Source organism: Pseudoalteromonas sp. D15MCD-2 (assembly GCF_038562745.1).
Taxonomy (GTDB): Bacteria; Pseudomonadota; Gammaproteobacteria; order Enterobacterales; family Alteromonadaceae; genus Pseudoalteromonas.
Map to the genome: position 1 here is coordinate 3,388,722 of NZ_JBCFQE010000001.1, position 12,314 is coordinate 3,401,035.

The 12,314-nt window shown below is 42.5% G+C and carries 13 protein-coding genes; 8 read left to right on the plus strand and 5 right to left on the minus strand.

All coding sequences use genetic code 11. From position 1 onward, the window contains the following. The first annotated feature begins 9 nt into the window (after window positions 1-9). From dapA to AADY36_RS15560, 5 genes are all read left to right on the plus strand, one after another. Window positions 10-894 carry a 4-hydroxy-tetrahydrodipicolinate synthase gene (gene dapA / locus AADY36_RS15540; RefSeq protein WP_055020883.1) on the plus strand — a complete coding sequence of 295 codons (885 nt, stop codon included), beginning with the start codon at window positions 10-12 and terminating at the stop codon, window positions 892-894. A 14-nt stretch (window positions 895-908) separates the two neighbouring features. Continuing rightward, a complete protein-coding gene (locus AADY36_RS15545) occupies window positions 909-1,649 on the plus strand; it encodes a 2,3,4,5-tetrahydropyridine-2,6-dicarboxylate N-succinyltransferase (protein WP_054552405.1) in 741 nt (246 codons plus the stop codon). Next, the gene (locus AADY36_RS15550) at window positions 1,649-2,854 is read left to right on the plus strand and encodes a PLP-dependent decarboxylase (protein ID WP_054563464.1); all 1,206 of its coding nucleotides are present in this window, start codon (window positions 1,649-1,651) and stop codon (window positions 2,852-2,854) included. Before AADY36_RS15545 ends, AADY36_RS15550 begins: the two co-directional genes overlap by 1 nt. Before the next feature lie 5 nt (window positions 2,855-2,859). Continuing rightward, on the plus strand, window positions 2,860-3,978 hold the full coding sequence (locus tag AADY36_RS15555) for a succinylglutamate desuccinylase/aspartoacylase family protein (protein ID WP_342409198.1): 1,119 nt from the start codon (window positions 2,860-2,862) through the stop codon (window positions 3,976-3,978). A 186-nt stretch (window positions 3,979-4,164) separates the two neighbouring features. Next, window positions 4,165-5,202, plus strand: a complete 1,038-nt coding sequence (locus tag AADY36_RS15560; RefSeq protein ID WP_054563462.1) for a phospholipase A — start codon at window positions 4,165-4,167, stop codon at window positions 5,200-5,202. A gap of 304 nt (window positions 5,203-5,506) precedes the next feature. Here the strand turns inward: AADY36_RS15560 and AADY36_RS15565 are convergent, their stop codons facing one another. Continuing rightward, window positions 5,507-6,400 (minus strand): bifunctional GNAT family N-acetyltransferase/hotdog fold thioesterase, encoded by an 894-nt coding sequence (locus tag AADY36_RS15565; protein ID WP_342409199.1) that lies wholly within the window; start codon window positions 6,398-6,400, stop codon window positions 5,507-5,509. Between the two features lie 228 nt (window positions 6,401-6,628). Between AADY36_RS15565 and AADY36_RS15570 the strand changes: the two genes are divergently transcribed. Then, window positions 6,629-7,318 (plus strand): spermidine synthase, encoded by a 690-nt coding sequence (locus AADY36_RS15570; protein ID WP_054563460.1) that lies wholly within the window; start codon window positions 6,629-6,631, stop codon window positions 7,316-7,318. Between the two features lie 216 nt (window positions 7,319-7,534). Here the strand turns inward: AADY36_RS15570 and dtd are convergent, their stop codons facing one another. The 3 genes from dtd to AADY36_RS15585 are packed head-to-tail and all read right to left on the minus strand — an operon-like array spanning window position 7,535 to window position 9,811. Further along, complete coding sequence (gene dtd, locus AADY36_RS15575) at window positions 7,535-7,972, minus strand: D-aminoacyl-tRNA deacylase (protein WP_054563459.1); 438 nt, start codon at window positions 7,970-7,972, stop codon at window positions 7,535-7,537. Beyond that, window positions 7,960-8,913 (minus strand): alpha/beta fold hydrolase, encoded by a 954-nt coding sequence (locus tag AADY36_RS15580; RefSeq protein WP_342409200.1) that lies wholly within the window; start codon window positions 8,911-8,913, stop codon window positions 7,960-7,962. Before AADY36_RS15580 ends, dtd begins: the two co-directional genes overlap by 13 nt. Before the next feature lie 25 nt (window positions 8,914-8,938). After that, window positions 8,939-9,811 carry a virulence factor BrkB family protein gene (locus AADY36_RS15585; RefSeq protein WP_055198935.1) on the minus strand — a complete coding sequence of 291 codons (873 nt, stop codon included), beginning with the start codon at window positions 9,809-9,811 and terminating at the stop codon, window positions 8,939-8,941. Window positions 9,812-9,897: 86 nt separating this feature from the next. On the opposite strand from AADY36_RS15585, the gene AADY36_RS15590 reads away from it, so the two are divergent. Together AADY36_RS15590 and AADY36_RS15595 are read left to right on the plus strand one after the other, a co-directional pair. Next, complete coding sequence (locus AADY36_RS15590; protein ID WP_054563456.1) at window positions 9,898-10,554, plus strand: DUF2959 domain-containing protein; 657 nt, start codon at window positions 9,898-9,900, stop codon at window positions 10,552-10,554. A 133-nt stretch (window positions 10,555-10,687) separates the two neighbouring features. Continuing rightward, on the plus strand, window positions 10,688-11,779 hold the full coding sequence (locus tag AADY36_RS15595; RefSeq protein WP_342409201.1) for an MBL fold metallo-hydrolase: 1,092 nt from the start codon (window positions 10,688-10,690) through the stop codon (window positions 11,777-11,779). Window positions 11,780-11,794: 15 nt separating this feature from the next. Here the strand turns inward: AADY36_RS15595 and AADY36_RS15600 are convergent, their stop codons facing one another. After that, a complete protein-coding gene (locus AADY36_RS15600) occupies window positions 11,795-12,220 on the minus strand; it encodes a BLUF domain-containing protein (protein WP_055198932.1) in 426 nt (141 codons plus the stop codon). Between the last annotated feature and the right edge of the window lie 94 nt (window positions 12,221-12,314).

Consider the following 12,314-nt stretch of genomic DNA (forward strand, 5'->3'; position numbering starts at 1 on the left):
TCGTGAGAGATGATCAACAATTTTGATTTAAACGACTATCCACTATGGACAGCGCTTGTCACGCCATTTTCTGAATCTGGCGAGGTCGATTACACGGCCCTTGAACAACTGGTTACTGAGCAGCAAGATGCAAATAACGGCATTTTATTGCTTGGCAGTACTGGTGAAGGACTGGCGCTTTCACTCAAAGAGCAACAAGCCATTGTTGAGCATGTTTGCCAATTAGCACCAAGTGTCCCACTCATGGTTGCTGTGGGCGGCATGAATCTTAAGCAACAAATTGCTTGGGTTGAATACTGCAACCAACTACCTATTCATGGCTACCTGTTAGGTTCACCTCTGTATGCAAAACCTGGGGTTGTTGGCCAAACACATTGGTTTGAAAGCCTACTAGACGCAAGTAACCACCCATGTATGTTGTATAACGTACCAGGACGCAGCGCAGTTGAGATTTCACCACAGGTGATCAAAAACCTTGCTGAGCACAAAAATCTTTGGGCTTTAAAAGAAGCCAGTGGCGACATTAGCAAATTTGAAGGCTTTAGAACGGCATCACCAACACTGGCCATATTTAGTGGCGACGATGCACTTATGCCATATTTTGCTCAAGCTGGTGCAAAAGGCTTAGTTTCGGTTGCCGCGAATGCTTGGCCGAGTCAAACCCATGAGTTTGTTAAACGTAGTTTAAGTGGTCAATACCCAAATCTATTCACCGATTGGTCGCAAGCAATCCAAAGTTTATTCGCTGTGGCAAATCCAATCCCAGTAAAAGTACTGATGCACCTGCAAGGTAAAATAAATACCCCGCATTTACGTCCGCCGCTTACGCATTTAGAGCTTGAGCAAACAGACAGCATCACCCACGCAAACAACACAATTTTATCTTGGAACTAAAAACAGGTTTTATCATGAGCTGGTTAGAATTATTAAACAACTTAGAATCAGGCGCAGTTCGCGCAGCAACACAAGACGAGAACGGCAACTGGCACGCCAATGTTGAAGTTAAACAAGGCATTTTAGAAGCCTTTAAAAACGGCACTAATACTGAGTTCCCAGGTGGTTTTGTTGATAAGCACAACTTAGCACCACAAGGGTTTGCAGCAGATGCTGGCGTGCGTATGGTACCAGGTGGTAGCAGTGTTCGCCGTGGCGCACACGTTGCCAAAGGCACGATTATCATGCCACCAGCATATGTGAATATTGGCGCGTTCATCGACGAAGGCACTATGGTCGATAGCCACGCATTAGTGGGTTCATGCGCACAAGTGGGTAAAAATGTTCACCTAAGTGCTGCAGTACAATTAGGTGGTGTACTAGAGCCAATTGGTGCTAGCCCTGTGGTTATTGAAGACGACGCATTCATCGGCGCAGGCTGCGTTATTGTTGAAGGTGTGGTTGTGAAAAAAGGTGCTGTACTTGCGCCAGGTGTTCGCTTATCGGCAACTATTCCTGTCTACGATTGCGTTAACGAACGCCAGCTAGACAAAGGTGAAGCCATCCCAGAAAACGCGATTGTGATCCCAGGCTCTCGCCCTGCTTCAAATGCATGGGCTCGCGAGCAAGGTCTAAGCATGTCTTGTGCATTGATCGTGAAATACCGTGATGAACAAAGCGATGCATCATTACTGTTAGAAGAGGTTTTACGTTAATGAGCTTTTTGAGCACGCCCATCAAGCAAGCGGTTGAACAAGTTTCAACACATCTTGATACGCCATTTTTTATCTATGATTTAGATAAATTAACTGCACATTTAAATCAACTGACTGCGCAAACCGATGTGAAACTTTGGTATGCCGTAAAGGCCAACCCACTGTCTCGCATTATTCAATGTTTAGACAGCGCAGGGTTTAACTTCGATGTTGCAAGTAAAGGTGAACTTGAGCAAGTACTTGCTCAAGGCATCGATAGCGAGCGCGTGCTCAACACTGGGCCTGCAAAGAGCCCTAAACAAATTTCACATTTTATTGCTCGCGGCGTACGTACCTTCGTGGCCGAGAGCATTAACCAAGTTCGCTGGTTAAACGAACAAGCAACAAAAGCAAATTGTCAGCTGCAAGTTCTATTGCGCGTACAACTTCGTTGGCCAGATAGCGAAAAGAATCCACTTGGCGGCGATAGCCTTACTCCTTTTGGTTTGGGCTGTGATGAGTGGCAAGCACTGACTGTAAGTGATTACCCAGCTCTTAACTTTGATGGCCTGCATATTTTCCAATGGGGCAATATGCTAAGTACTGACAAGCTCGCCGAGCTATGGCGCGCTATGATTGCGCCATTACAACAGCTAGCAAGCTCATTAAATATTAACCTTAATATTCTCGATTTAGGGGGTGGCTTAGGCATACCTTATACTCAAGATGCTAACCGACTTGATTGGTCTGCACTTATCGAGACTCTGGCGGCTATTAAAGCGGATGCTGGTGTCAAAGAACTTTGGATGGAACTAGGCCGCTATGCGGTGGGCGAATGCGGCCATTACGCAACACCAGTTGTTGAGCGCAAAGAGAATTACAATCAACAACAGGTCATTTTATCAGGCGGCATTAACCATTTACTTCGCCCAGCTGTGACAAGCCAAGATTTTCCAGCGGCCTTACTACGCGAATCGACGGCTGAGCCTGCGGCAATGACTTTATACGGGCCACTTTGCACCGCCCTTGATTGCTTAGGTGAGCACCAATTAGCGAGCGATTTAAATGAGCAAGACTGGTTGGTATTCAGCCAATGTGGCGCTTACGGCTTTACCGAAAGTATGCCGTACTTTTTATGTCACGAATTAGCGGCTGAATACATCCTTGAACAAGGCAATATTGAGTGCATTCGTAGCGCTGAAGATGCCAGCTATTATTTAAGGTAATCTCCATGAGTAAAGAATTAATCAGCCAAGAGAATATTGTGGTTGGCGAGATTGCCAACGGCCTACCTCTAACAATTCCTGTGTATCGCTTAAAAGGCGATGACACGGGACCAAACGTGTATATACAAGCCAATATGCACGGCGCTGAAGTACAAGGTAATGCAGTAATTTATCAATTGCTTGAGCAGCTAAAATCACTCAAGCTGCGTGGAGATATTACTCTAGTTCCTTATGCTAACCCTATTGGTTGCAACCAAAAATCAGGTGAGTTTACTTTAGGTCGCTTCGACCCAATCACGGGCACCAACTGGAACCGCATGTACCGCTTTAATAAAGCGTTACCGTCACAGATTGCTGAACAGCATAAAGACAGTGATGATGCGACCCTTAAAGCTACATTTAAACAGGCACTCGTTGCTGACATCGACAATCAATTAAAGGGCCCTGATTACAGCCTAACAACGGGTAAGCGTATTGCCCTTAACTTGCAAAAGCTTGCCCATCAGGCTGATATTGTTTTAGACCTTCACACGGGGCCTATCTCAAGTAAGCACTTATATTGCCCTGAATACGCCAAAGACAGCGCAAGTTACTTCAACATCGAGCATGTGTTATTAATCCCAAGTGATTTTGATGGCGCCATGGATGAAGCGAGTTTCTGCCCATGGTGGTCACTATCTGAAGAGCTTGGCAAACAAGGCCGTGAATTTGCTGTTCAAGTCGAAGCATTCACTGTTGAACTTGGTAGCCAAGAAAAAATCGATTTAAGTGCGGCTTTTGAAGATGCAAATAGCATTTTAAGTTACCTCAATCAAAAAGAGGTATTAGTTGATGCTGCGTATCATCCAAAAGCGATGACACGTTATGCCTGCATGCTTGAAGATTATGTAGCTTACTACGCACCTATGGGTGGCATGGTCGAGTATCTTGCCCCACTGGGTGGCCATATTAAAGCTGGTGAGCCTATCGCCCGCATTTTAAGAATGGAGCGCTACCTTTCTGAGCAGCCGCTACAAACATTAAGTTTTGATAAAGACGCCATTGCTATTTTGCATTTTGCTTCAGCAAGCGTGAATCAAGGTACCGAACTTTATAAGTTTTTTACCAACGTATTTGAGCTATAAGCTCATCCCTTCTCATTGCGTGAGAGTCAACGGCTTATGCCCTTAGGCCGTTACAGCAGGGCTCCAAGCTTAGCTTGGGGCTCTCTATTTACCTAAAATTTCAACAATTCAGTACAAGTTCACGGTTACTTATGTAAAAATCGTTATAATTATACCTACTTACAAGTCTACTGAAAGGGAACTGCAATGGGATGGCGCATTTGGCTGGCAGCAGCTGGCTTATTTTCTGTACCTGTATTTGCTCAAACTGAACAACCACAAACTAACGAACAAGATGACGCGCTAGAACTCGTAAAGCAGTGTATTTTGAACGAAGCGATTGGCGGTGACGGTAAACAAACACTCGAAGAACTTCGTAAAAAATGCTCAGACTTAGACGAGAGTAAAAAGCTCACCGCTTTAGACAAGCGTAAAGCCCGTGAAGAAGTGAGCAAGAAAAACCGTAATGTGATCACCCCACATAAGCGTAACTACATATTACCGCTTTCATATGTATCTAACCCGAATGAACGTCCTTTTGATGGTTTAAAAGATCTTGCTGAGCAAACTGATGGCGAGCCACTTGATAATCTTGAAGTGAAATATCAACTTTCAATTAAAGTGCCTATTTTCGAAGGCTTTTCAGATAAAGATCAGGGCGTATTCTTTGCGTTTACCATGCAATCGTTTTGGCAGTTTTATAACAAAGATATTTCATCACCGTTTCGTGAAACAAACTACGAACCAGAGATCTTCTGGGTGAACTACCTTGATCCTGAGCATGTGCTTTGGGGCGATGAAATGGCAATTGCAATTGGTGCCTCACACCAATCGAATGGCCGCAGCCAGCCTAACTCACGTTCATGGAACCGTATCTATGCCGATTTCCTATGGGAAAAAGATGGCTTTGTTTTTAGCTTTAAGCCTTGGTATCGCATTCCTGAAGATAAAAAGGACGATGAGCTAGAAGCCCGTGGCGATGATAATCCTGATATCTACAAATACATGGGTTACTTTGAGTTTTCAGGTGCATACCGTTACAACGAGCATGAATTTAGCTTTATGACCCGTAATAACTTAAATTCAGATAATCGTGGTGCAATCCAATTAGATTGGTCTTTCCCTCTTTGGGGCCGATTACGTGGCTACGCACAATATTTTAATGGTTATGGTGAGAGCTTGATTGATTACAACGCCGATATTGAACGTTTTGGTGTGGGTATTCTGTTAACTGACTTGCTTTAATAAATATATACCCAAGCCCCCTCAAGATGCAGAATTCAGCGTTTCACAGGTGCTTAATATCAAGGCGTTACTTTGCAAGAATGGCAGTCCCTTTTAAGAAGTAACAACGATGAGAGTAAGTGCCTGTGTAACGCCCAAAGGGTTGGTTTAAATGCGATTTATACTGCGTTATTGATCTTAACAATAGAACCACTATTACTTGCAATCAATGCCTTGCCTAAATCGCTTTTAATTCCAACTGAAACTCGTATATTGAGGGGGTTTGGGTATAAGCGAGCTTTAGTTAGCTCGCTCTAAATAGTCGTTATTTTTTAACGATGAAGTGACCTTCGAATTCTGCTACTAACACATCACCATCGTATACATTTACTGGCACATGGTAGCTTGCTTTGCCACTGTCTTCTAAATCCGCTAACTTGCCTTTACAGCCAGCCAACTCAACACTACCACGAGGGTCGTTATTTAATGGTTTAAGGTATTTAATGTTGGCATCAGCTAACACGATATTTCCTTCGAGGCCTGCTTCTTTCAGCGCTAGGTAAGTTGCGCCCCACCCTGTTAAGGTTGCTAAACTATAAATTGAACCCGCAAACATAGTGTTATGAAGGTTTAAGTTCGCATCTAAATCAGCGCGGGTAGTAAACTGCCAATCGGTATAGCTTTCAACTTTAATGCCCATCGCATCACTGATTGGGATCGACTCACGCCAGGTGTTTTGCAGTACTTGTGTCCAGTTTGGATGACGGAACCAACCCGGCTCAGATGGTTTTTGTTTTACCATTTTCCAATGCTGTACATCGTCATAGGCAAGGTGCGCTTTTTCTTTTAATTCGTAGCCATGACGCTTATAGAAATCAAGGGCTCGCTCACGAGCAAACAATACCAGCTCGTCGGCATCTTGAGTCCATGCGATTTTTTCTAATTCATGTAATAAACGGCTACCAATATGCTGGTTACGATTACCTTCAGCGACCGCCATATAACGAACTTGCGCTTGCTGATGATTATTAAAATGCAGGCGAGCTACACCTAATACTTCGTCGTCATTATTTTTGATAAAGCGGTGCTCAGCGTCTTGCTCTAAGTCATCTTGCTCAGAACCACGCGGCTCGCCCCAGGGTGCTCTTAAAACCTGCCAACGTAATGAATAGTACGCTTGCCAATCTTCGCTGCTTTGTGGGGTGGTCACTTTAAACATAAAAACTCCTGTGATAATTCAGCCACTGTCTGTTGTTTTTCTGTCGTGGCCTTTGGAATGCGAATTACGATACGCGATCTTCTAACAAGTTGGAATAATACTTTGGTGACCCAGCCTAAATTATTATTCTTGGCTGTAAAAACTAATGCACAATTGCACTTTAAGCCTGCTGGTCTATGCTGAAATAATTGTCTTATTTTAATAAACAAATTGCTAAAGGCCCGAAATATGGAACATTTTCTTGAACCCAGTGGCGCAGTAAAACATAGTTTTATTGAGGACTGCCACCGATTAGGGCAACTCATCTATTGGCATAAACAAGGCAATTACAGTATTCAAGTTAGGCAACTTAACCAATTACGCTGGTTATTGATCAACGAAACTCTGCAATCGGTCATTGAAAAACGCCGACCTGCCAGATTACTTTTCCCGCATTTACAATACCTTGCAAAGCTTTGGCAAGACTTAGAGGAACCTAAAAAGATTTTAGAACTAGGGCTAGGCGGTGGTGCTATTCGTAATTACTTACAGCACACCTACCCTGACAGCCAACTAACATCGGTTGATAAAAACCCCGACATAATTCACTGCTATAAACGCTACTTTGGTGGCGACCATGCCAATAACTTGCACTGTTTTGATGCGCAGCAAGTATTAGAGCAAAACAACGAATATAATTGGATTATCCTAGATTTATTCAGTGAGGTAGATGCGCCATTATTTTTATACAAGCACCAGTTTTACACCAAACTAAGAGCAGCGATGGCAAAAGATGGCTTGTTGTTCATTAATTTTTTATCTAATCACCCATCGCAACTAAAACAACTTGAGCACCTGCTAATCACCGAGTTTGGCAAGCGCCCAAGCATTGTAAAAATCCCTGACTACGTGAATCATATCGTGATGATCAAAAAATAAAAATGCTTATACCAATCCGCTTACTTAAGTAGTCTATTTTGAGGCAATAAAACCTCGTTGATAACAAGGCAAGAATTTCGTTATTTAGTTGTTCTCGGCAATTGCTCCTGCATTGCTCTACCTCCTGCATCCATGCAGTCGTAAATGAGAGATTTTTAACGCAGTTAGCGACAGGTTTAATCCCTCAAAATGATTAAGTATTATTGCGGGTTGGTATTACACAGATAAATTAAAAGTAACGGGACCGTCGTTACATAGGCTTACTTGCATATCAGCACCAAACTGCCCTGTAGCCACTGTTAAGCCCGTTTTTTTAGCTTCAGCAATAAAATACTCATAGAGCGTATTGGCTTGCTCTGGCGTGCCAGCACTTGAAAAGCTCGGGCGCATGCCCTTTTTGGTGTCAGCTGCTAACGTAAACTGCGAAACCACTAAAAGCTCACCTTTGATGTCATTCAAACTTAAATTCATCTTTCCTTGTTCATCGGTAAAAATGCGGTAATTGCTGACTTTGTGTAAAAGCTTCTGGGCGCTTTGCTCGGTGTCCTGTTTTTCAACACCTAATAGCAGCAAAATACCTTGTGAAATTTCACCAACAACTTCGCCTGCCACTTCTACTTTTGCCTGTTTTACTCTTTGAATTAAGCCTTGCATTGATCCCTCGATAACTTGATATACATTAAATCTGCGGCACGTCGCATTGCCGACAAATATACCTGATTATCGCTGCTGTGCCCAATGCCATCTAAAATCAACAATTGTGCATTTAACTGTTCAGCAAGCTGTTGTACGGCACTATATCGACAGATCAAATCGGCGCGGCCATGAATAAACCAAACCGGTAAATGAGTCAGTAGATGCGCATTTTCTGCGATAAAGCCTTCTTCAATGAAACAATGATGACGAAAATAATGCACCATTAACTTTGCTTGATTTAACCCGACATGGGGCTCCTGTAAACTCCAGTTTGTCAAAGGCTCACCATGACATAGCACCTGCTCCCAATGACACCATAACTTGGCAAATTTACTGGCTTTAATTTTATCATCATTGTTTAGCTGTTGCTGATAAAAATCGAGTAAGGCACGCCAATCAGTGTAATCATGTGCAAATTCATTAAAGCACTCAGGGTAAAAATGCGCGCCGGCTCCTTTTGTTGTGTAAAGCCACTCGAAGTCACTGTTACAAGCTAAAAAGCTAGCCCGTAAAATAAGCCCTGCAACATGCTCTTGGTGATGAATAGCATAGACAAGTGCCAAAGTGGCCCCCCATGACTCACCACACACCAGCCACTTTTCAATACCCAGTTGCTGGCGTAAATACTCGAGATCGGCAACTAATTCTGAGGTGGTATTGGTTGAACTATCATGGGGTGTTGAGTGACCGCAACCGCGCTGACTGAACATGATCACTCGAAAACGTTCTAAGTCGAAAAAGCGGCAATTTTCAGGGCATAGACCCGCACCAGGCCCGCCATGGCATAACACCACAGCAATCCCTGTAGACGCACCATATTCTTGCACATGGATTTGATGACCATCGCCAACACTTAAGTGATAATCACGGTTGGCAACATATTGTGGATGTAACTGCACCTCGCTCTCCTTAGGTGCAGTGAATTTAAACCTCTATATCAGGCGTGTCCTCGATATTCTCAGGGCTGATACATACAGTAAATTCTGCACCGAGTAATACGACAATCCACGACAAATACACCCATACAAATAAAATAGGGATTGTCGCCAACGCCCCATAAATAACTTCGTATGATGGGAAGTGGCTGATGTACAAAGCAAAGCCTTTTTTTGTCAGCTCAAACAACATAGCTGCAAACAAAGCGCCCGGAATTGCCGCTCTAAATGGAACTCGTGTGTTAGGAACTAAAGTATAGAGCATAATGAAGCCAATCATTGAAATTATGTAAGGTAATAATTTCAATAAAAAGCCGCTAAAGCCGGGGATACCTTGGTCGGCAAACGACACTAACGACACGATGTATGAAGTAACACCAATACTAGCCCCTAATAACACAGGGCCCAGACTAAGCACCATCCAATAAACGGCAAACGAAATCATCATTGGACGCTTTTTCTTAATACGCCAAATTCGATTTAATGTAGCATCGACATTGCGAATAAGTAACAAAGATACCGCCGCTAAAAAACCCACACCAACGGCAGTCATTTTATTCGCATTACCGGCAAAAGCGCTGATATGCTCTTTAATTACATCTGTAGAGGTCGGCACAAGGTTAGTAAACAAGAAGTTTTCTATGGTCACTAACGTGCTTTCGAATCCTGGAAAAGCAGAAAAAATAGCCACACCAACCGCTACTAAAGGCACGATTGATAATAAGGTCACATAAGCCAAGTACCCAGCATTAACAGTGATTTGATCGTCAATACAACGATTAAGATACTGCATCCACCAAGTAGGTTGTTGCTTTAAGAAAATGCTTATTTGCAACTTATAACGACTGAGCTTCTCATCCATAGAATCTAATTTCTGCTAAAATGTTTTGATAATCATAGCAATCCACCACATAATTTGAAATGACAGGTACCTAAAAAGGATTCTCAATGAAAAAACTGACACTTTTAAGTGCACCACTATTTGCAGTAACAATGGCATTATCAGGCTGTCAGTCAGCTTACTACTCAGCCATGGAATCTGTAGGTGTGCATAAGCGCGACATTTTAGTAGACCGCGTAGAAGAAACTAAAGAAGCACAGCAAGAGTCGCAAGAAGAGTTTCAATCAGCATTAGACAGATTAACCACACTTATCAATTTTGATGGTGGTGAACTACAAGATGCCTACAATCAACTGAATGATGATTACGAGTCGAGCTTAGCGGCAGCAAACGACGTAACAAGCAATATCAATAAAGTAGAAGATGTAGCTGAAGCGCTATTTGATGAATGGGCCGATGAGCTAGAGCAATACAAAAGCGCCTCTCTTAAACGTGAAAGCAGCAAAAAGCTCAATGCAACTAAGCGCCAATTTGATCAACTACTTCGCTCAATGCGCAGCGCAGAAAGCAAAATGGAGCCGGTATTATCATCACTTCATGATAATGTTTTGTACTTAAAACATAATCTAAACGCACAAGCTGTAACTGCAATCAAAGGTGAGTTCACAAGCCTAAAACGCGATATAAAAGTGTTAATGGACGACATGAACAAATCAATTGAAGACTCTAATAAGTTCATTGAGCAAATGAACAAAGCGGGCTAATCAGCTCAAGCTATTAATAACAAAAGCCTACTTAAACGTAGGCTTTTTTATGTAACCTCTTGTTACTTTTTAATGATTTATCTTAAATTTTATTTTGCTAAACTCACTGCAAAGAATAAAAAGTAAGCATGGTATGCATTTAAAAACACTCTCAACACTTATTGCAGCAGCACTTTTAAGTGCATGCAGTAATTCAAACACTGTTGATATTATTGCCGGTGAAGGCACCATTACTCCGTTAAAAACTGAGGGAGAGTACGAAGGCCGCTACCACAACCTTTATCCGGGTGATAAAGAATACCCAACAACCTGCACTGACAATTGCTATGAAGCATCAGAACTCCTTGTGTGTGACGACAGTAACTCACAATGCGAGTTTCACGCAGAACAAAATGTGCCTGCAATCAATTCAGGTTTTACGGTGCGCTGGTTAGGTCATGCTGGGTTTTATATTCAATCACCAAATGGTGAGCAGCTGTTGTTTGACCCAGTTAAAGATCAGTTTGATTCACCGGTAGACTTTGCCTTTAAGCTTGCTGGCGGCATTTATCGCAAACCTGGTTTTTGGCCATCACATGCTGAACTTAATGACTTAGATGCAGTAATGTACTCACACATTCACTATGACCATTTTAACAAGGCAGATATAGAAGAGATTGGCAATACCCCCCGCTACTTAGTGCCATTAGGCTTTGCAGATAACTTCCCGACGGGTGGCTTTAATATTTCAGAAATGGCGTGGTACGCAAGTACACAAATTAATGATTTAACGATTCATGCGCTGCCAGCTCATCACTTTAGCAGTCGTATAATGGTGCCTTTCATTTACGACGACCACAATAAAGATTTATGGAATGGTTGGTTACTTGAGCAAAATGGTAGAACCTTGTTTTTTGCTGGTGATACCGGTTACTCAAAACACTTCCAAGATATTAATCAAAAATACGGCGAGATTGATGTATGTTTAATGCCTATCGCTTCTTATTACCATGAAGAAAACGGTAAGTGGTATCGCTATGTTCATACAACGCCAGAAGACAGCTTAAACGCCGCAGAGGAGCTAAACTGTAAAGTGATGATCCCATGGGGTTATGGCAACTCAAGCTGGCAAATGGGTGACCATTCAAGCCACTCTGCATTATTAAGATTACTGCATATGCAAAAACAGATGAACAGCAAAGTCCCTCTTTACATATTGAATGAAGGTGAGCAAGTGTCACTGTAGTGACACTTACAAGCACTACATAGTATGTTTGAGCAATGAGTCCCGTAAAGCCAGCATAAGTTTATGGGCGCTTCCTGCCGACATGGCTAATGGATTAAATTCGCTGGTACCTGAGTACTTTAAGTTTAATGGAGTTGTCATTTTTGAATTAGGTATGTATCCCATCGACCAATTCTCAAATTCACGCTCTACTATTTCACAGTAATTCAGCATGATGATATTGCAATGACGTTTGTCATTAAGAATACGATGATAAGTTTCATTCACCGCTTTTCGTGACCCCTCAAGGCATTGCATAAAGTGGGTGCTATTAAAACAAAGTAGCCCAGTTACATTACTTTCTGCATTATTCTGCTTAGCTTTCTCGAGAATATCTTCGATGTCATTGGGCCCAAACCCATCGCTAATTTCACTTGTGTAAATCAGTCTAACTAAATACATCTTACTCTCCTGCAAGGTAGGTTTAGAAAAGATAGTACAGATGGGGGAGTTAGTAAAAAGTTGCGAGTGGTTAGTGGTTAGTGGTTAGTGGTTA